Here is a 19,041-nt window from a genome sequence, read left to right as displayed (position 1 = left end):
ATTGAGTTTAAAGCAACTCATAGAAAATTGTAAAATTAATGATACTAAAGCTCAAGGTGAATTATATAAACTCTTTTCGAGTAAATTATTCGCTATTTGCTTAAAGTATTCGCGGAACTATGCCGAAGCCGAAGATAATTTGCAAGACGCATTTTTAACGATTTTTGATAAAATTGAACAGTATAAAAGTAAAGGTTCTTTTGAAGGTTGGATTAAACGCATTACAGTAAATACCGTTTTACAGCGTTACCGAAACGAAAAAGTTTTTGATATAATTAATGAAAATACAGCTGAGAATGTTGAGTTAGATGTTGAAGAAGATACCGTTTCTATCGACTATCTATTAAAAATTATTCAAGAATTACCAGACAGATACAGATTGGTTTTTAACCTTTATGTACTTGATGGTTATTCGCATAAAGACATAGCAGAAATGCTAGAAATAAATATAGGAACCTCAAAATCTAATTTAGCTAGAGCGCGATTAATTTTGAAACAAACTATAGAAGATTATAAAACAACACAACGTTCGCAGACATTATAAATGAGTGATAAAAAACATATAGACAGAATTTTTCAAGAAGGTTTTAAAGATTTTGAAGCTGCACCTAGCGATGCTGTATGGAAAAATATTGAAGCTAAACTTAATGAAAAAAAGAAAAAGCGACGCGTTGTACCTATTTGGTGGCAATATGCTGGTATTGCAGCTGCATTGCTTATTTTATTAACCATTGGCGGGATTTATTTTAATAACTCTGAAGAAGGCTCAACCAATCCTATAGTTGAAACAGAAAATACAATTCCTGAAAACACGATTCTTGGTAATGAAAATATAAACGATACTTCTGAAACCAATCAAGTGGTTTTAGAAAACTCGAAAGAAGAAGAATCAAATAAGACTTCAAACCTAAATGCCGAAGCACCTTTAATTACAGATCAAATTGATGCTTCAAATGAAACTACTGTTGCAGAAACAAATACTTCAACAATAAAAAATCAAAGTAAATCCAAATTGGTTTCTTCTGATAAAACAAGGCTTAAAAACAATCTGAATAATCAGAATACTGATCCTGTAGCAAACGCTTCCGAAGACAAAAATGAGCAAATCAGTCTTCCTAAAAATGTTGATGAGAAGACTTCTGTAGCGAATTTATCAGAAACTGTAAAAGTTGAAAATGTAACAGAAACACTTTTGGTTGACAAAGAAAAAGCTGAAGCTATACTTAATGATGCTTTAAAAGACGATACAAAAATTGCTGATACTAGTTCTGAAATTGAAAATAACGTAACAGTTGATGAAAATTCAGAAAATAACGAACTATCTATCGAAGAAGCTATAAATATTTCAAAAGATATTATTGACGAAGAAAGTAATAATCAAAAAAACAAATGGACTGTTTCACCAAACGCAGCGCCTATTTATTTTAATACGCTTGGAGAAGGCTCATCTATAGACCCACAGTTTAATAACAATTCTAAATCTGGTGAGATTAATATGAGTTATGGAATAGCGGCAAGTTATGCTTTAAATAAAAAACTAAAAATACGCTCTGGTATTAATAGAGTGAACTTAGGCTATAATACTAATGATGTGATTGTATTTCAATCTACCGGTTCAAGATCAAGTAGTAGTGCATTGCAAAATGTTTCTGGAGCTAATAGAAATAGTGACGACGTTTCTTTTATAAGTTCTGAAACATTAAGTAGTTCAAATGCCACCGAATCCATTGCTTCGAGTAATGCGTCAATTAATCAAGCGTTAGGATACATTGAAATTCCTTTAGAAATTCAATACACACTCTCTGATAAGAAGTTTGGTGTAAACGTAATTGGTGGTTTTAGTTCGTTGTTTTTAAATGACAATGAAATTTATTCTCAAGAAGAAAACGGTACTAGAACTTACCTTGGTGAGGCTAGTAACATTAATAAAACAAGTTATAGTGCGAATTTCGGGTTAGGTCTAAACTATAAAGTTTCTAAACGATTCGATTTGAATTTAGAACCTATTTTCAAATATCAATTTAATACGTTTAATAATACTTCTGGTAATTTTTCACCATACTTTATTGGTGTTTATACCGGATTTGCTATAAAGTTCTAGGTTTTTGGTTAGATCTAGATATGAGTTTTATTTAAGCTCGAAACTCATATCAAAAAAGAAGCTGCTCGTCCCCTCGAGCAGTTTTTTTTATGGGTTAAATTGTTGAAGCTGATTTAAAATAATAGTTCTAGCATTTTCATTCAGCGTTTTTGTATTTTCAATGGTTAAGCCTTCAGTAGATAAAAATTTATGAACTTTAACGCGCATTTTTCCCGGACCACCGCTAAAAAACGTGTACGAAAAACGTTTTTTGTTATCTGCAAAAGTTATTGGTACAATAGGAATTTGATGATTTATAGCCAATCTAAAAGCACCATCTTTAAATTCATCGAGTATGATATGTTCTTCTGGTACACCACCTTCAGGAAAAATGCAAATACTTAGTCCAGATTTTAAGCGTCGTTGTGCTCTTAAAAAAACCGCTTGCCTACTTTTAGCAGAGTTTCTGTCCACCAAAATACAAGTACGTTTATAGAAAAACCCGAATAGCGGTATTTTTGCTAATTCTGCCTTACCAACAAACACAAATGGGTTTTTTACAGAAACCAGCATTAACATAATATCTACCATAGATGTATGGTTCGCAATAAACATATAGCTTTTATCTTGCTCTGGTATTTGCTCTCGTTTAATACTATAAACAAAACCCATCCCAATTAAAATAAACTTTGCCCAAAATCTAGCCAATTTAAAAAAGAAAGGATACCACGATTCTTTTGAAATAGAAATTAAAAGAATTGGAAAAAGCACTAGAATCGGTAAGGTTACAAGAATATAAAACCAAATACGATAAAGTAACCAAAAAATGTATTTAAATAAAATCATGAGCCTCAAAAATACATAATTGTATTGAGCTATTTTATTAAATCGTTTACCTTTGCTTTTTTCGTTTAACTTTTAAAGAGATACCTGTTTTTACGGGTAAAATTATGGCAAGAATACTAACAGGGATACAAAGTACAGGCACACCTCACTTAGGAAACATTTTAGGGGCTATTATGCCAGCTATTAAAATGGCCGAAAAATCTGAAAACGATTCGTATTTATTTATAGCAAATTTGCATACGTTAACTCAAATAAAGGACGCAAAAACCTTACGCGAAAACACCTATTCTACGGCAGCAACTTGGTTAGCTTTTGGCTTAGACATAGAAAAAACGGTGTTTTACAGACAGAGTGATATCCCTCAAGTGACCGAGCTTTCTTGGTATTTAAGCTGTTTCTTCCCGTATCAGCGATTAACCTTAGCGCATAGTTTTAAAGATAAAGCAGATAGATTAGAAGATGTTAACTCTGGGTTATTTACATACCCAATGCTTATGGCAGCCGATATTTTATTATATGATGCAGAGATTATTCCTGTTGGAAAAGACCAAGAGCAGCATATAGAAATGACCCGTGATGTGGCATCACGTTTTCACGCTAAAGTAGGCGAGACTTTTGTTTTACCTAAAGCTGAAGTTCAAAAAGACACCAAACTTATTCCTGGAACTGATGGTCAAAAAATGAGTAAGAGTAGAGATAACATCATCAATATTTTTTTAGATGATAAAAAACTACGTAAACAAATCATGTCTATTGAAACCGATAGCACGCCTCTTGAGGCTCCAAAAGATTGGTCAACTTGCAATTGCTTTGCGATTTACAGCTTATTGGCTAATGCATCTCAAATTTCTGAAATGAAAGCCAATTATGAAAATGGCGGATATGGTTACGGGCATGCCAAACAAGCGTTATTTGAATTAATTGTTGAAACTTTTGCTGAACCTAGAGAACGCTACAATTACTACATGAACAACTTAAGTGAAATTGATAAAGCACTCGCTGTTGGTGCTGAAAAAGCAAAATTAGTTGCTGATAGTGTTTTAAATAGAGTTCGCGAGAAAGTTGGATACTAATTACAAAAAAAATATTTTTTTAGTTGTCGTACTCGCATTTCTCTCAAACGGTTTTGCGCAAACAAACTTTGCTCCTAATACTAAAATTTATATTAAAGGTAATTCGGCACTAATTGGAAATAATATTCTAAGTACACACGCTAAATATCCGTTTAATGAAAACGCTATAAACGATTTTATTGAATTACAATATATCGATGTTGATGATGATTCAAATACCTTTTCATCCAGTCAAGCTAATTTGAATATTATTGAAAACGATGCAGAAATTGAATACGCAGCATTATACTGGAGCGCTATTTACAAGTACGATAAAGGCTGGAAGGATGTTGTAAATTTTAAAAGGAAAGGGAAACTCTATAAAAAATATGTTTACGAAGGCAGCGAAAATCGCTCTATGAATGTAAACAATATTTTGTTCAAAACCCCTAATGGTGCCTATCATCCTATTGATGGTAAAATAATTTTTGACGATTTTAATAACGAGGAATCTTTTCCAGATACCAAACCCTATGTTTGTTATGCCGATGTAACTTCGCTTTTAAAAAATAATGCTCAGGTTAATGGGACTTACACGGTTGCCAATATAAAAGCAACTGAAGGTTTTGTAGCAGGCGGTGCCGCAGGTGGTTGGTTACTATATGTGGTTTATAAAACAGATGCTTCAACCCCAAAGTATTTTACTTCCTATAATGGTTTTGTTGACGTCTTTAAAAAACCTGTTGATATTCGGTTTTATGATTTTAAATCGCCAGAAGAGGGGAACATAGAAACATCATTATTAATTGGTGCTTTGGAAGGCGATCAAAAATTTAAATCGGATCATTGTTCATTTTATAACTACCAAAACAATACGTATATCCCTTTGTTTAACAGTCTAAGACCAAAATTCAATTTCTTCAATAGTACAATTTCACTGGATGATACCATTTTTAAAGAACGAAATCCGAATAGCACAAACACATTCGGATTTGATGCTTTAAAATTTAAATTACCTAATGAGAATAATTCTTTAATTTCTCATAACGTATCGGAAGCTACCATACGTTTTAATAGTAAAGCAGACCAATTTTACCTGTTTTTTGTTGCCTTTGAAACTGAAATATCACCAATTTACATGGATGTTACAGAAAACAAAAATTCTATTTTAATTTTAAATAATAGTAATAACGAAATGGTTGATGAAGGTCTTGAGAAAATTAAAAATTTACAATCCATTTCAATTCCATTAGTGGAAAAAGGTTATTATTTAGTGACTAACATTTTTTCGAAAGAGCAAAATGCTAATAATTGGACAGCCTTTTTAAAAAATAAAGGTTACACACCAGAATCTTTTGTGAACCCAGAAAATACCTGGACTTACATTTATTTAAAAACAGACCCTGACCCGAATATTATTTATGAGAAACAGAAAGAACTCTTAAAGCTCAATGATTTTAAAGATATCTGGGTTTTAAAAATTAATATTTAAGTTTTTAAATCACCTCAAACAATTTCCCGGGAAGCGGTCTTATTACGCCTTTCAATTCCATATTTAAAAGTGTTCCTGAAACCTTAAAAATCGGCATATTGCAGTGTAAAGCAATAATATCGAGCTGTTGTTTTTCGTTATCTTTTAAATAATTATAAATAATTTTCTCGGTAGCATCCAACTCAACAAATAATTGCTTTTGTATTACAGGTTGTTTATTATCTTCCAACTCCCAATTCAACATATAAGGGATGTCTAAAGGTGTTGTAAGCATATGCGCTTTTTGGTGTTTTATTAAATTGTTACAACCCATACTCTGGCTATCTGTAATTCTTCCGGGTACTGCAAACACATCTCTGTTATAGGAATTGGCAATATCTGCGGTAACCAAGCTTCCGCCTTTTTCGGCAGATTCTATAACTATAGTCGCTTCACTTATACCTGCAATAATTCTATTTCGTTTTAAAAAGTTCTGTTTATCAAATTTATCGGTGCTCCAAAAATCAGAGAAAAATCCACCGTTTTTCTCCATATCTACCATGTATTTTTTATGCACTTTTGGATAAATTTGATTTAATCCGTGTGCTAAACAAGCTATCGTTTGTAAATTATGTTTCATGGCCGCTTTATGTGCCGTAATATCTGTTCCGTAAGCAAACCCAGAAACTATTATCGGGTTGTATGGCGTTAATTGCTCAATTAAATCTTCACAAAATGCAATGCCATTAGTTGTAATTTTTCTAGTACCTACAATGCTTATGATGTGTTGGTTATTTAAATCAATTTGCCCAGATTCAAACAATAATATCGGGCTATCAATACAGTGTTTTAATTTTTCAGGATAATCGCTGTCTTTAAAATAAGAAACCTTTATGTTGTTGTCCTTTATGAAAACCATTTCCTTTTCGGCCACTTTTAAATGATGGGTTTTAAACAAGTCGCTTATAGTAACGCTACCAATGCCATCAATTTTTAATAGATTATTTTTAGTTTCCTTTAAAACCGCTTCGGCAGAACCACAATGTGAAATGAGTCGTTTTGCAGTAATGTCGCCAATATTATGTACATGTTGCAGCGCTAAAGTGTAAAGCAAATCGTTTTCTGTCATGCTATTCAATTGATTTTGAAGCTGCAATAAAAGAATTTTTGCATTGTTAATAAATAGTTAAGCCCAAATTTTATTAGAAAGCACAATTTTTTAACTTTGTTTTCATGCAATTAGAAACCTACATAAGCGATTTACTGTATAGATATGAGTGTGTTACCATTCCTGAGTTTGGATCATTTTTAACGCAACGCGTATCTGCAACTATTGATGATACCTCAAATACTTTTAATGCACCAAAAAAAGTCATCTCTTTTAATGAGCAAATTCAAAAGAATGACGGGTTGCTTGCAAACTATATTGCCGATGTAGAAAAAATTCCTTTCGAAATTGCCAACAAAAAAATAGCGAAACGTATAAAGATTTTAAAATCTTACCTAACACAAGGAGAAACCCTTACTTTTAAAAATATTGGTGAGATTGTTTTTAATAATGAAGGTAAAATTTTATTTGAGCCTACATATCATCTCAATTACCTAACCGATTCTTTTGGTTTATCTCAATTTGTATCGCCAGATGTTAAACGCGAAGTGTACAAAGAAGAAGTAGAAGCCATCGAAAAAGTGGTTCCTATTGCTATTACGGCAGAAAAACGCAAGTCTAATTCATACTTAAAATACGCTGCAGTTGCGTTAATTGCCTTAACATTGGGTGGTTTTGGTGCTTCAAAATATTATGTCAATCAAATAGAAACTTATAATCAACTAGCACAAGAACAAGCCGCACAAGAGTTAGATACTAAAATTCAACAGGCTACTTTTAATTTAAATCCATTCCCAGCTGTCACTTTAAATGTTACTAAACAAACAGGAAACTACCATATTGTTGCTGGTGCATTTAGGATTGAAGAAAACTGCAATAAACGTGTTAAACAACTAAAAGCAGACGGCTTTAGTGCCAGAAAAATTGGTGCTAACAAATACGGTTTACATCAAGTGGTTTATGCAAGCTACGAGGGCAGACTAGACGCTTTAAAAGCACTACGAGAAATCAAAAAAACGCACAACCGCGATGCTTGGTTGTTGGTTAAAAAGTTAGACTAGTTTAATACGCTTTACCCTTTAAATTATTGCATTAATACGTAACTTTGCCGCATCATAAAAACACGTTATGAAGGCAAAAACACCCGAACAATCAAAAACAACACTTACAGACTTAGTTTTACCCAGTGAAACCAATCCGTTAAACAACTTATTTGGTGGCGAACTCTTAGCACGTATGGATCGTGCAGCAAGTATTGCGGCCAGACGCCATTCCAGACGCATTGTTGTTACCGCATCGGTAAACCATGTAGCATTTAATAGAGCTGTGCCTTTAGGAAGTGTTGTAACTGTTGAAGCTAAGGTATCTCGCGCCTTTAATACCTCCATGGAAATTTTTATTGATGTTTGGATTGAAGATCGCGAATCTGGAGAAAAAACCAAGGCCAACGAAGCTATTTACACCTTTGTAGCTGTAGACGAAACTGGACGGCCAGTACAAGTGCCAGAAGTAACTCCCGAAACCAAAATAGAAATTCAACGATTCAATGCCGCTTTACGTCGCAAGCAACTAAGTTTATTGCTCGCTGGCAAAATAAAACCTAACGATGCTACCGAGTTAAAAGCGTTGTTTGATTAAACCTTTTTTAAAATACAAAGTCTTATAGTAAAACCCAAAATCATATTGCTATGAGAACTTTATTTATTTCATTATCAGTTATCTGTATAATGTCATTCACATCATGTGCTACGCGAGTTGTTGCAAACCCTAGTTCAGTAACCGTTGTAAAAACAGCACCAAAACATTATAAAACAGTTATAGTAAAAGGTAATCGTTACTATTTTTGGAATGGAAAACATTACAGAAAAACACGAAGAGGTTATGTTTTTGTAAAAGTATAATTTCATAAGATTCCTGCTAAAGCAGGAATTTTTTATTCAATGAGATCCTGAAACAAGCTCAGGATTACACTTCGTGTCACATCTTATAAATCCAGCTTGCAGGATTTTCGGTGGCAGTACCTTTTGACAATGTAAAACTTAATATGGTTTCACCGTTTGTTGGGTTTGTAAATACCTCGCCAATAACCTGTTTGGTTTTTACTTTATCACCCTTTTTCACGTAAACTTCAGATAAATTTCTATACAGCGTTAAATAATTTCCGTGCCTAATCATAACAATGGGGTTAACGTTTCTCATCTTCAAAATCTCACTTACCTCACCATCAAAAACCGCTCTGGCTTTAGCTCCTTTTTCGGTTGCAATACGCACACCGTTACTTTTTATTGTCAACGATCTATCAATAGGATGTGGTTGTGTGCCATAACCTAAGCGCACAAAACCTTTTTCTACTGGCCACGGTAACTTGCCTTTATTCGAAATAAAATTTGAAGCCAACACCTTTTCTTCTGCGGTTAAAGCAAACGATTTTGAGCTTGCGCTATTACCTGCTTTGGTATTCGATCTAGCTATGGCCGCTTTTATAATTCTATCTATTTCTCTATCAATTCTATCGGCCTCTCGTTGCTTTTCTTTTATTTGAGCTGCATATCTTGACAAATTCTTTTGAATAGAATTCATAACAGATTGGTGTTGCTGGCGCTCTGACTCTAAGGATTTTTGAACGACTCTATTTTCAGCTATTAACTTCTTTTTTTCTTCCTGTTGCTTTAACAAACTGGCATTTGTGTCTTGTAGCTCTTGCGTTTTAGCCTTTATAATTTCGCCTTGCTGCTTTTGGTGATCTGAGTATTGCTTGATATACTGCAATCGCTTATAAGCTTGTTTAAAGTTTTCAGAAGACAGCAAAAACATGATTCTACTTTGCTGGTTTTTACTTTTATAAGACTTCACTATCATTGCAGCATAATCTTCCTTAAGCTGCTTTAATTCGTCTCTTAAACTCGTTATTTTGTTTTGATTAGAAGCTATCTCTCGTGTTAACAAATTAGCTTGCTGGTTAGTGACCTTAATTAAATTTGAAAGCACACTAATTTTATAGTTAAAATCTTCAATTAAAGACAATTCAGATTTTGCCTTCGATTTATTGGCATCACGCAATTCATTAATTTTCTGGATTTCTCTGCGCAGCTCTTGTCGGCGTGTTTCTAGCTCTTTTTGTTTATCGTTTTGAGCAAATGATAAACTGGTAGCAAATAAAAATCCGAGTATAAAAACGAGTTTGTATGTAAGCTTCATCACTTTCATTTATAACTCAATTTCTTTAAAACCTGAAGGTATTTTAAACGGGAATCTTAAATTTTCATTTAAAGATACATTTTTCATTTCTAACTCTACAATCATTTCTTCTTGCTCTTCAACCGCAATTACTTTTATAAGTTCTGGTATTATTTGTGCTTCAACATCCTGGTATTTTAAATAATCAATCTGTAAATGTCTAAACTCCTTTGGTTGCGAAATTTGTTGTGATTTCACTTTAAAATTCGACGGACTCAACAAAAAGAAAATTTCGAATAATTCTAACTGTTTTTTGGGTTGTACAACATAGTTTTCAGTATCAGAAGAAGCTTTGTATTCGCCATCTTTCAAGTTATAAATGGTTTCACCTATCAATAAATTTTGGACCTTGCCAAAATCTAATTCTGTTCCTAATAAATTGCTTAAATATTTATAATCACCATCAAAGTAGGTGTTGTCTAGCTTATTATAAAAGCTTACTTTTTCTGGAGTAACCATAGCTCTAATTACAGAGAATGGTGCGTTAATCCATAAAGCTTCGTCTTTTTTAGCTCTAAAATTTACGGAATGTGTTTGAGACTTCCCTTTCTGAGTATACGTAATTTTTAGTTTTGCTTGAAGCGTGCTAAAAGTAGCAGCTTGTTTTGTGTTTGCTTTTATTAATTGTTTGGTAGATAAATTAAAATTAGCCTCACCATTAGTAATGGTTTTTGCAGATTTACAATTTATCAGCAACATGGCTAACAAGCCTATAAAAAGTTTATGGTATGTATGCATTAATTTGGGGATTGTAACTGTTTTGCCTTATCACTAAACGTTTTTGCTTTATCGGTATTGTTTAGCAAAGTATATGCTTTACTTAATTGGTTATAAAAATCGGCTTCCATTTTAGTGTCGTCAATAAGGTAATCTAAACCTGTTTCTAAAACTTCTAAGGCATCTTTAGGTTGGTTTAATTCGTTTAAGGATACACCATTTATCAAGTAAAGTAAGGGTTGAGATGGGAAACTTTCGAGAGCCTTATTACTCTCTACCTTTGCCAAATCAAACTTTTTTAAATCAATATATAACAGTAAGGTGTTTTTTAAAACTTCAAAATTATTAGGCTCTAGTTTTAAGGCTTCTTCAAACTGTTCTAAGGCCTTTTCTTTGTTATTCCTACTTAAATAATATTGCCCTAACTCGATAATGGTTTTACTATTATTGGTATCGCTTACCAAACTTGTAGCTTCAATCAAATCTGCTTCATACTCCGGATTTGCTTTTACAAATTTTACAAAATCTGTAAGTACTTTTAGCTTCGCTTCAGGTTTAATTTGAGTGCTTTTAATAACCACTTTCATAGATTCAATAGATTTTTCAGCATCATTATCATCTAAATAAAATTTATATAAAGCCAAATGTACTAATTGAGAATTGGGGTTTATTTTTAATAACTCCTTTGCGGTTTCAAAAGCCTTTTCTGTTTCGTTATTTTCACTGTAACGCAAAATAAGCGCAAGGTAATTTGACTCTTTATCGGGGTTATTTTCTACGCGTGACTCTAAGTTTTTAATTTGATCTTTTTTACGTCCGGTTGCATCATAAATTCTATTACGTAAAATGTCTCTATTTACCGATACACCAAACTCCGCATCTAAAGCATCCAGAATCTCCAACGCCTTGTCGTACTTTTTGGTTTGCACATAAAGCGATGCCAAATCTTCTTTATAATCTGGGTGAAACCTAACCAGTTGCTGCACTGTTTTGATAGCCTTTTCCTGTTCGTTTTGAGAGGTGTAGAATCCATAAAGCTCATCTAAAAACCATTCGTTATCTGGGTCTTTATCAACTGCCTTTTTTAGGGCGTCTTCAGCGGCACCAAAATTTTTAAGCTTATTATAACTTTTACCCAATTCAAAATACAAAACAGGTACCGTTTTATCAAGTTCTATACATTTTAGAAACGCTTCTGCAGCTCTATCATAATTTTCAATGCCTTTTTGCTTTAAACCCTCGTAAAACAACTCCTGAAACCTGTCTTCATGATCACCTAAATCGTCATCGGGTGTTTTGTTAAAATCCACTTGAGCATAGTTTATCTGCGGAAGCAAAAACATTCCGAAGAAAAAAATGATGATATAGAAATTTCTTTTCATTAATAATAATTTGGGCGCCTGCCTGTCGGCAGTCAGGTTACCTATAGGTCTGGCTATACGCTATATCTTTTTTTAAAGCTTCGCTTTGGTCTATTCAACCAAAAATATTTTGGTTTCGATAGAATCAAAAAAGGATAACGCTTCTATCCCTAGCTCGGGCAGCAAGTTTATATACATAAGTAATAACTTCAAATTGTATTCCAAACTCAAATTTATGAGACACCTGCCTTTACAAGCATTATTCTAAAACAGAATAATCGCCAATACTTATTGCTTTAAATTCGCCGTTATACTTTACATGATTACCAATCATAGCTTGATCTAAATTAGCGTTTTTTATGCTTGTATGGCTTTGTATTAAGCTATTTTTAACGGTTGAGTTTTCAATTAAAGAATCATTACCAACCGAAACAAACGGACCAATAGTTGTGTTTTTAAGCACCACATTTTCGCCAATAAAGCAGGGTTCTATAATTTTCGAATTTTCTAATTTCGCCGAATTTGCCACTAATTGCTCCTCACCATCAGCTTTTAAAAACCCCAACATACGTTGGTTAGTTTCAATAGTAATGTCTTTATTTCCACAATCCATCCATTCATCAACAGTTCCGGTTTTAAAAACTTTTCCATCAGCCATCATGCGTTTTATACCATCGTTAATTTGGTACTCGCCACCATTCATAACGTTTTCGTCTAATATTTCTTGTAGTTTTCCTTTTAAGACAGCAACATCTTTAAAATAGTAAATACCAATAACAGCTTGGTCGCTTACAAAAGTTTTCGGTTTTTCAACCAACTCTACAATTTCTTGGTTCGCATTTAACTTAACAACACCATAGGATTCAGGATTATCTACTTGCTTAGTCCAAATCACGCTATCTGCCGTTGGGTCTAAATCAAACTCTGCTCTTATCAAGGTATCCGCATATGCAATAACTGCTGGCCCTGACAATGACGGTTTAGCGCACATAATAGCATGACCCGTTCCAAGCGGTTTGTCTTGTCTATAAATCGATGCTTTGGCACCTAAACTTTTAGCCAAATCCTCAAGTTTTGAAACCACATCATCATCAAACCACGCTGGGTCGCCTAAAACAAAAGCAATTTCTTCAATTGGTTGTTTTAAAACTTTGGCGATATCTTTAACCAATCGGTGCACAATAGGTTGTCCTGCAACTGGTATTAATGGTTTTGGTACGGTTAAACTGTGTGGTCTAAGGCGAGAACCTCGACCTGCCATTGGTACTATTATTTTCATTTTATAATGCTGATTCGTTTATTTGTTTAATTGTTTTATTTGGTACCTGTGCTACCAAAACCACCTTCACCTCTATCTGTTTCAGATAAAACTTCTACTTCTTCCCATTCCGCTCGTTCGTGTTTTGCGATTACTAATTGGGCAATGCGCTCTCCATTATTAATGATGAATTCATCGTTTGAAAGATTTACCAAAATCACGCCAACTTCACCTCTATAATCCGCATCAATAGTTCCTGGAGCATTAAGCACCGTAATGCCTTTTTTAGCCGCTAAACCACTTCTCGGACGTACTTGGGCTTCTATACCCACTGGAAGCTCCATAAACAAGCCTGTGCCCACAATACTGCGTTCTAATGGTTTCAAAACTCTTGGCTCTGAAATGTTTGCTCTTAAATCCATTCCAGCTGAAGCCAAAGTTTCATAATGCGGTAAATCATGATTGGATTTGTTAATGATTTTAATTTTCATGTTATCTTTTTAATAATTCTTTAATCTGTTTTTTTTCAGATAAATACACTAAGCTCAAAAATACAATTAACATCGCAATTCCTACAAGATAATTACCTCGATATTGATAAAAAGCTAGTATAGAAAAAACTACTGAAACCAGTAAATACAATCCTATTTTTTTAAGGTTATAAGGTATTGGATAGTATTTCCTTCCAAAATAATAAGACAATAACATCATAGAAGCATAAGCTGCTAGGGTTGCAATAGCAGATCCTTTGTAACTTATAATTGGAATTAACCATATATTTAATCCTAAGGTTAATAATGCGCCGAAAACCGATATATAGGCACCAAATTTGGTTCTGTCTGTTATTTTGTACCAAACCGAAAGATTGTGGTAAATACCCAAACAAAAATTTGCGATAAGAATTATTGGCACAATCCACATGGCTTCCCAATAATCTTCACTTCTTACAATAATTGGTTTTAAAATATCCGCAAATACAACAACGGCAAGTAATATAATCGCCCCAATTGCTACAAAAAACTCCAATATTCTAGCATAATTCTTTTGAGGGTTTTCAGCTTTAGCATGACTAAAGAAAAAAGGTTCGATACCCAAACGGTAGGCGGTAGCAAAAAGCGTCATAAACAATGCTAGTTTATAACAAGCTGAATACATTCCTATTTCTGTTTTGGCAATATTTTCAGGTAATAAATAATCTAATAGAATTCTATCAAATGTTTCATTAATGGAAAATGCAATACCTGCTATTAACACAGGTGTCGCGTATTTTATCATATTTTTCCATAAGCCATTGTCAAATTTATATTTGATTTTCGCATAAAATGGAAACATTAACAATAGTGTCATTCCACTCGCTATTAAATTGGCTATGAAAATGTAATTAATTTCAAAGTTTGGAATATATATACTTTCAAAAAGCGCATTATTGGACGCTAAACCCTTCAATGCTAATAAAAAGAATAAGTTTAATCCAATATTTACAACGACATTGAAGATTTTAATAACTGCATATCGCATGGGTTTTTCGTTTGCTCTTAACCATGCAAAGGGTATAATAACTAAGGCATCGAACAATAAAATCCATATGACTAGCTTAATATATTTGACATCGATAGCGATTAAGTTTGAAATCTGATTTTTGAATAAAAACCCGAGCACAAAAAAACCAATTGAAGTAAGTAGTAATGAAATTGCCGCTGTACTGGTTACGCTATTTTTATCGTCTTCTTTGTTAAAAAACCTGAAAAAAGCAGTTTCCATACCGTAGGCCAGAATTACATTGAATAGCACGAAATAGGAGAAAATTACAGAAACTTCGCCGTACTCGGCAACGGAAGAAAGGACACCTTCGGTTGTGTAAAGTGGCACCAATAAAAAGCTTAACATTCTAGGAAGCACCGTTGCTAAACCATAGATGAATGTTTGTTTAAATAAGGATTTGAGTGCGCTCAAAAAAGTTATGTGTTTATCCGGTTAAAAATAAGGCTTTTATAACAAAAAAACCTAACTCGCTAAAGTTAGGTTTATCTATTTATTTGTTAAGATTACTACTGTAACCGGAATGTATTAATTATTCAAAGCTTCGGCACCACCAACAATCTCTAAGATTTCATTGGTAATAGCGGCCTGACGTGCTTTGTTATAGGTTAATTTCAATTGATCTCTTAACTCTGTTGCGTTATCAGTTGCTTTGTGCATTGCAGTCATACGCGCACCGTGCTCAGAAGCAAAAGAATCTCTAATACCTTTATACAATTGCGTTTTTAAAGACTTAGGAATTAATTCTTCAACAATTTCTAATTTTGAAGGCTCAAAAATGTAATCCGCATTGGCGTTTACAGCACCTTCAACAGGAACAATAGGCAAAAATTGTTCAGTCATTACAATTTGAGTAGCTGCGTTTTTAAATTTGTTGTAAACAATTTCAATTTTATCAAAATCACCAGCAACAAACTTTTCCATTAAAAGTTCCGCAATTGCAGCAACATTATCAAACGTTAAATCGTCAAAAATTTCACTTTTATTAGCAATAACTTTATTGGTTTTCTTAAATGCATCATTTGCCTTTTTTCCAATAGCTAAATACGAAACCTCTTGGTTTGCATACGTTTCTGCTGTTAATCTATTAACCTCTTTAATGATGTTAGAATTAAAAGCACCTGCCAAACCTCTATTTGAAGTAATTGGAACAATAAGTACTTTCTTTAATTCGCGTTGTTCAGAAAATGCACTTCCAGAATCTGCATCTAAAGTAGCACTTAAACTTTGTAAAAGCTCAGTTAACTTATCTGCATAAGGTCGCATTGCAGTAATCGCATCTTGTGCCTTCTTTAACTTTGCAGCCGATACCATTTTCATGGCACTGGTAATCTGCATGGTTGAAGATACCGATGTTATTCTGTTACGTATTTCTTTTAAGTTTGCCATTCTTTAATTTATAAAGACTCTTCGACTATAAGCTCAGAGTGACATTAGATTTTTATATTTAAGCTCTATATTTACCTGATAAATCTTTTGCTACAGCTGTTAATGTATCTGTAACCTCATCAGTTAATTTACCTGCTTTTAAAGTATCTAAAATACCTCTGTGTTTCGCGTTTAAGAATTCAATGAAATCTCTTTCGAATTCTTTTACTTTATTTACAGGAACGTCTCTTAATAAGTTTTTAGATCCAGCATAAATTATAGCAACTTGATCTTCAACAGTAAACGGATCGTTTTGAGCTTGCTTTAAGATTTCAACGTTACGTTTACCTTTTTCAATTACATTTAAAGTAACGGCATCTAAATCTGAACCAAACTTCGCGAAAGCTTCTAACTCACGGAATTGTGCTTGATCTAGTTTTAATGTACCTGCTACTTTTTTCATAGACTTAATCTGTGCATTACCACCAACACGCGATACCGAAATACCTACGTTAATTGCTGGACGTACACCAGAGTTAAATAAATCTCCATCTAAGAAAATTTGTCCGTCTGTAATAGAAATTACGTTTGTTGGAATATAAGCAGAAACGTCTCCCGCCTGTGTTTCAATAATTGGTAAAGCCGTTAACGAACCTCCACCTTTCACTAATGGTTTTAGTGAATCTGGTAAATCGTTCATTTCTTTTGCAATATCATCATCATTAATCACTTTTGCAGAACGCTCTAATAATCTCGAGTGTAAGTAGAAAACGTCACCTGGATACGCCTCACGTCCTGGTGGACGACGTAATAATAATGATACCTCACGGTAAGCTACGGCTTGTTTAGATAAATCATCATAGATGATTAAAGCTGGACGACCAGTATCTCTAAAATACTCACCAATTGCAGCACCCGCCATAGGAGCGTATACTTGCATTGGAGCAGGATCGGATGCATTTGCAGCTACAATAGTAGTATAAGCAAGAGCACCTCTTTCTTCTAAGACTTTAGCAATGTTTGCTACTGTAGATGCCTTTTGGCCTATAGCAACATATATACAGAATACAGGCTCGCCTGCATCATAAAATTCTTTTTGATTTAAGATGGTATCAATACAAACTGTTGTTTTACCAGTTTGACGGTCACCAATAACCAACTCACGTTGACCACGACCAACAGGAATCATTGCATCAATAGACTTGATACCGGTTTGTAAAGGTTCTGTAACGGGCTCACGGAAAATAACACCAGGCGCTTTACGCTCTAAAGGCATTTCGTAAGTTTTACCAGAAATTGGTCCTTTACCATCAATTGGGTTACCTAAAGTATCAACAACACGACCAACTATACCTTCACCAACATTAATAGAAGCAATACGTCCTGTACGTTTTACAGTTGACCCTTCACTTACACCTACTGAAGCACCTAGTAATACAATACCAACGTTATCTTCTTCAAGATTCAGTACAATACCTTCTAGTCCGCCTTGAAATTCAACTAACTCACCATATTGTGCGTTAGATAATCCGTATGCACGAACAATACCATCTCCTACAGTTAATACAGTTCCTACTTCATCTAATGAAGCGCTTGCTTCAAAACCTGAAAGTTGTTTTTTTAAGATTGCTGATATTTCAGCTGGTTTTACTTCTGCCATCTTATTATTTATTTAGACCTATAAGGTCTTAGTTTAATGTAAATTCTTGTTTTAAATTATTTAATTGATTTGCAACACTTGCGTTATATTGCATATCTCCAATACGTAAAATGAAACCACCTAAAATGCTTTCATCTATAATATTTTCTACTTCAACATCTTTTCCCGTAAGTTCTTTAGCTTTAGCTAATACCTTCTTTTTTAAATCTGCTGTTAACTCTACTGCCGTGGTTACTGTAGCTAACTGAATTCCTTTAGACTCATCATATAATGCATTGTATTTTAAAGCTACATTGCTTAATAAATCAATTCTATTATTTGCAACCAAAGTATCTATTAAGCTAAGTGTTGATTTATTAGCATTTTTAAACACCTCTAAAAGTGTAGATTTTTTGACTGAAGAAGGAATTACAGGACTTTGAAGTGCTTCGCTTAAATCTTTACTTTGCGCTAAAGTATCAGCAATTAGCTTCATATCCTTATTTACAACCTCGGCTGTTTTAGAATCTATAGCTAAACTTAATAATGCTTTTGCGTAACGTATTGCTGCTCTTGCTCCCGCCATTATAACTTAGTTTAATGATTTTTCACCTAACATAGTTTCAACCAATTTTAATTGCTTGTCTTTGTTAGATAATTCAGTACGTACTACTTTTTCAGCAATTTCAACTGATAAATTAGCTACTTGAGATTTTAATTCTGCAATAGCTGCTTTCTTTTCAGATTCTATACTTGCTTGTGCTTGAGCAATAAGTTTTGCAGCGCTTTCACTAGCTTCAGTTTTAGCGTCTTCGATCATCTTATTTTTCATGTCGCGTGCTTCTTTAAGCATTTCTTCGCGCTCTGCTCTTGCCTCTTTTAATAGCTTTTGGTTATCTGCTTGCAAATTCTCCATTTCTAATTTTGCTTTTTCAGCAGAATCTAATGCATTTTGAATGCCTTCTTCGCGCTTCTCAACAGCATCAAGAATAGGTTTCCAAGCAAATTTTCTTAAAAGTAAAACTAATCCAATGAACAATACTAATTGCCAAAAGAATAACCCTATTGAAAACTCATTAATTAACTTCTCCATTTATATCTATGATTTTAATACATAATAAATTTAAAAAACAGCTTTAACCAACCGTTAAAGCTGTTTTTGCTTTTTTAAGCTGCAAATAAAGCAGCAAATCCAATACCTTCAATAAGTGCAGCTGCGATAAGCATTGCTGTTTGGATTTTTCCAGAAGCTTCTGGTTGACGTGCAATAGCTTCCATTGCTTGTCCACCGATTCTACCAATACCTAATCCAGCACCGATAACAATTAAACCAGCTCCTACAAAATTTAAACCTGTCATAATATA

The 19,041-nt window shown here is 33.6% G+C and carries 20 protein-coding genes; 7 read left to right on the top strand and 13 right to left on the bottom strand.

The genetic code is table 11. The annotated features are described in order from the left end of the window. The first annotated feature begins 1 nt into the window (after position 1). Together O5O44_RS01895 and O5O44_RS01890 are read left to right on the top strand one after the other, a co-directional pair. Positions 2 to 544: an RNA polymerase sigma factor gene (locus tag O5O44_RS01895; RefSeq protein WP_019388058.1), complete on the top strand. Its 543-nt coding sequence runs from the start codon at positions 2 to 4 to the stop codon at positions 542 to 544. Continuing rightward, positions 545 to 2,101, top strand: a complete 1,557-nt coding sequence (locus O5O44_RS01890; RefSeq protein ID WP_289195514.1) for a hypothetical protein — start codon at positions 545 to 547, stop codon at positions 2,099 to 2,101. It begins immediately after the preceding gene. An 87-nt stretch (positions 2,102 to 2,188) separates the two neighbouring features. On the opposite strand, the gene O5O44_RS01885 is transcribed toward O5O44_RS01890, so the two are convergent. Next, positions 2,189 to 2,926 carry a lysophospholipid acyltransferase family protein gene (locus O5O44_RS01885; RefSeq protein WP_289195513.1) on the bottom strand — a complete coding sequence of 246 codons (738 nt, stop codon included), beginning with the start codon at positions 2,924 to 2,926 and terminating at the stop codon, positions 2,189 to 2,191. 104 nt (positions 2,927 to 3,030) lie between these two features. Here O5O44_RS01885 and trpS point away from each other — a divergent pair, with 104 nt between their 5' ends. Together trpS and O5O44_RS01875 are read left to right on the top strand one after the other, a co-directional pair. Next, a complete protein-coding gene (gene trpS, locus O5O44_RS01880; protein WP_289195512.1) occupies positions 3,031 to 3,999 on the top strand; it encodes a tryptophan--tRNA ligase in 969 nt (322 codons plus the stop codon). Next, the gene (locus tag O5O44_RS01875; protein ID WP_289195511.1) at positions 3,989 to 5,470 is read left to right on the top strand and encodes a hypothetical protein; all 1,482 of its coding nucleotides are present in this window, start codon (positions 3,989 to 3,991) and stop codon (positions 5,468 to 5,470) included. The genes trpS and O5O44_RS01875 overlap by 11 nt, the downstream gene beginning before the upstream one ends. Positions 5,471 to 5,474: 4 nt before the next feature. Here O5O44_RS01875 and dprA read toward each other — a convergent pair whose 3' ends face one another. Then, positions 5,475 to 6,578 carry a DNA-processing protein DprA gene (dprA, locus tag O5O44_RS01870; protein ID WP_289195510.1) on the bottom strand — a complete coding sequence of 368 codons (1,104 nt, stop codon included), beginning with the start codon at positions 6,576 to 6,578 and terminating at the stop codon, positions 5,475 to 5,477. Between the two features lie 104 nt (positions 6,579 to 6,682). On the opposite strand from dprA, the gene O5O44_RS01865 reads away from it, so the two are divergent. The 3 genes from O5O44_RS01865 (at position 6,683) to O5O44_RS01855 (ending at position 8,458) form a co-directional block, all read left to right on the top strand. Next, positions 6,683 to 7,618 carry an HU domain-containing protein gene (locus O5O44_RS01865; RefSeq protein ID WP_289195509.1) on the top strand — a complete coding sequence of 312 codons (936 nt, stop codon included), beginning with the start codon at positions 6,683 to 6,685 and terminating at the stop codon, positions 7,616 to 7,618. A gap of 67 nt (positions 7,619 to 7,685) precedes the next feature. Continuing rightward, a complete protein-coding gene (locus tag O5O44_RS01860; protein ID WP_019388051.1) occupies positions 7,686 to 8,195 on the top strand; it encodes an acyl-CoA thioesterase in 510 nt (169 codons plus the stop codon). A gap of 50 nt (positions 8,196 to 8,245) precedes the next feature. Then, entirely contained in the window at positions 8,246 to 8,458 is a 213-nt protein-coding gene (locus O5O44_RS01855) for a DUF6515 family protein (protein WP_289195508.1), read from the top strand. A gap of 76 nt (positions 8,459 to 8,534) precedes the next feature. On the opposite strand, the gene O5O44_RS01850 is transcribed toward O5O44_RS01855, so the two are convergent. The 11 genes from O5O44_RS01850 to atpE form a co-directional block, all read right to left on the bottom strand. Then, positions 8,535 to 9,764: a murein hydrolase activator EnvC family protein gene (locus O5O44_RS01850; RefSeq protein WP_289195507.1), complete on the bottom strand. Its 1,230-nt coding sequence runs from the start codon at positions 9,762 to 9,764 to the stop codon at positions 8,535 to 8,537. Then, a complete protein-coding gene (gene lolB1, locus O5O44_RS01845) occupies positions 9,765 to 10,532 on the bottom strand; it encodes a lipoprotein insertase outer membrane protein LolB1 (protein WP_289195506.1) in 768 nt (255 codons plus the stop codon). Then, positions 10,532 to 11,893, bottom strand: a complete 1,362-nt coding sequence (locus O5O44_RS01840) for a tetratricopeptide repeat protein (RefSeq protein WP_289195505.1) — start codon at positions 11,891 to 11,893, stop codon at positions 10,532 to 10,534. Before O5O44_RS01840 ends, lolB1 begins: the two co-directional genes overlap by 1 nt. Positions 11,894 to 12,131: 238 nt before the next feature. After that, positions 12,132 to 13,151 carry a sugar phosphate nucleotidyltransferase gene (locus tag O5O44_RS01835; RefSeq protein WP_289195504.1) on the bottom strand — a complete coding sequence of 340 codons (1,020 nt, stop codon included), beginning with the start codon at positions 13,149 to 13,151 and terminating at the stop codon, positions 12,132 to 12,134. Between the two features lie 35 nt (positions 13,152 to 13,186). Further along, positions 13,187 to 13,621 carry a dUTP diphosphatase gene (dut, locus tag O5O44_RS01830; protein ID WP_289195503.1) on the bottom strand — a complete coding sequence of 145 codons (435 nt, stop codon included), beginning with the start codon at positions 13,619 to 13,621 and terminating at the stop codon, positions 13,187 to 13,189. Between the two features lies 1 nt (position 13,622). Beyond that, the gene (locus tag O5O44_RS01825) at positions 13,623 to 15,083 is read right to left on the bottom strand and encodes an oligosaccharide flippase family protein (protein WP_289195502.1); all 1,461 of its coding nucleotides are present in this window, start codon (positions 15,081 to 15,083) and stop codon (positions 13,623 to 13,625) included. A 114-nt stretch (positions 15,084 to 15,197) separates the two neighbouring features. After that, entirely contained in the window at positions 15,198 to 16,058 is an 861-nt protein-coding gene (gene atpG / locus O5O44_RS01820; protein ID WP_019388042.1) for an ATP synthase F1 subunit gamma, read from the bottom strand. A gap of 58 nt (positions 16,059 to 16,116) precedes the next feature. Next, positions 16,117 to 17,697 (bottom strand): F0F1 ATP synthase subunit alpha, encoded by a 1,581-nt coding sequence (atpA, locus tag O5O44_RS01815; protein WP_019388041.1) that lies wholly within the window; start codon positions 17,695 to 17,697, stop codon positions 16,117 to 16,119. Positions 17,698 to 17,725: 28 nt separating this feature from the next. Beyond that, entirely contained in the window at positions 17,726 to 18,262 is a 537-nt protein-coding gene (gene atpH, locus O5O44_RS01810; RefSeq protein ID WP_019388040.1) for an ATP synthase F1 subunit delta, read from the bottom strand. Positions 18,263 to 18,268: 6 nt separating this feature from the next. Next, complete coding sequence (locus O5O44_RS01805; protein WP_019388039.1) at positions 18,269 to 18,769, bottom strand: F0F1 ATP synthase subunit B; 501 nt, start codon at positions 18,767 to 18,769, stop codon at positions 18,269 to 18,271. A 74-nt stretch (positions 18,770 to 18,843) separates the two neighbouring features. Then, positions 18,844 to 19,035 (bottom strand): ATP synthase F0 subunit C, encoded by a 192-nt coding sequence (atpE, locus tag O5O44_RS01800; RefSeq protein WP_019388038.1) that lies wholly within the window; start codon positions 19,033 to 19,035, stop codon positions 18,844 to 18,846. Between the last annotated feature and the right edge of the window lie 6 nt (positions 19,036 to 19,041).

The organism is Algibacter luteus (genome assembly GCF_030344935.1).
Lineage (GTDB): Bacteria > Bacteroidota > Bacteroidia > Flavobacteriales > Flavobacteriaceae > Arenitalea > Arenitalea lutea.
Note: the sequence above shows the minus strand (reverse complement) of the source record. Positions and strands in the feature narration are given on the sequence as shown.

Coding starts and splice junctions, on each gene's coding strand:
- O5O44_RS01890 (WP_289195514.1), top strand. CDS start 545: ATGAGTGATAAAAAACATATAGACAGAATTTTTCAAGAAGGTTTTAAA.
- O5O44_RS01885 (WP_289195513.1), bottom strand. CDS start 2,926: ATGATTTTATTTAAATACATTTTTTGGTTACTTTATCGTATTTGGTTT.
- trpS (WP_289195512.1), top strand. CDS start 3,031: ATGGCAAGAATACTAACAGGGATACAAAGTACAGGCACACCTCACTTA.
- dprA (WP_289195510.1), bottom strand. CDS start 6,578: ATGACAGAAAACGATTTGCTTTACACTTTAGCGCTGCAACATGTACAT.
- O5O44_RS01865 (WP_289195509.1), top strand. CDS start 6,683: ATGCAATTAGAAACCTACATAAGCGATTTACTGTATAGATATGAGTGT.
- O5O44_RS01860 (WP_019388051.1), top strand. CDS start 7,686: ATGAAGGCAAAAACACCCGAACAATCAAAAACAACACTTACAGACTTA.
- O5O44_RS01855 (WP_289195508.1), top strand. CDS start 8,246: ATGAGAACTTTATTTATTTCATTATCAGTTATCTGTATAATGTCATTC.
- O5O44_RS01850 (WP_289195507.1), bottom strand. CDS start 9,764: ATGAAAGTGATGAAGCTTACATACAAACTCGTTTTTATACTCGGATTT.
- lolB1 (WP_289195506.1), bottom strand. CDS start 10,532: ATGCATACATACCATAAACTTTTTATAGGCTTGTTAGCCATGTTGCTG.
- O5O44_RS01840 (WP_289195505.1), bottom strand. CDS start 11,893: ATGAAAAGAAATTTCTATATCATCATTTTTTTCTTCGGAATGTTTTTG.
- O5O44_RS01835 (WP_289195504.1), bottom strand. CDS start 13,151: ATGAAAATAATAGTACCAATGGCAGGTCGAGGTTCTCGCCTTAGACCA.
- dut (WP_289195503.1), bottom strand. CDS start 13,621: ATGAAAATTAAAATCATTAACAAATCCAATCATGATTTACCGCATTAT.
- atpG (WP_019388042.1), bottom strand. CDS start 16,058: ATGGCAAACTTAAAAGAAATACGTAACAGAATAACATCGGTATCTTCA.
- atpA (WP_019388041.1), bottom strand. CDS start 17,697: ATGGCAGAAGTAAAACCAGCTGAAATATCAGCAATCTTAAAAAAACAA.
- atpH (WP_019388040.1), bottom strand. CDS start 18,262: ATGGCGGGAGCAAGAGCAGCAATACGTTACGCAAAAGCATTATTAAGT.
- O5O44_RS01805 (WP_019388039.1), bottom strand. CDS start 18,769: ATGGAGAAGTTAATTAATGAGTTTTCAATAGGGTTATTCTTTTGGCAA.
- atpE (WP_019388038.1), bottom strand. CDS start 19,035: ATGACAGGTTTAAATTTTGTAGGAGCTGGTTTAATTGTTATCGGTGCT.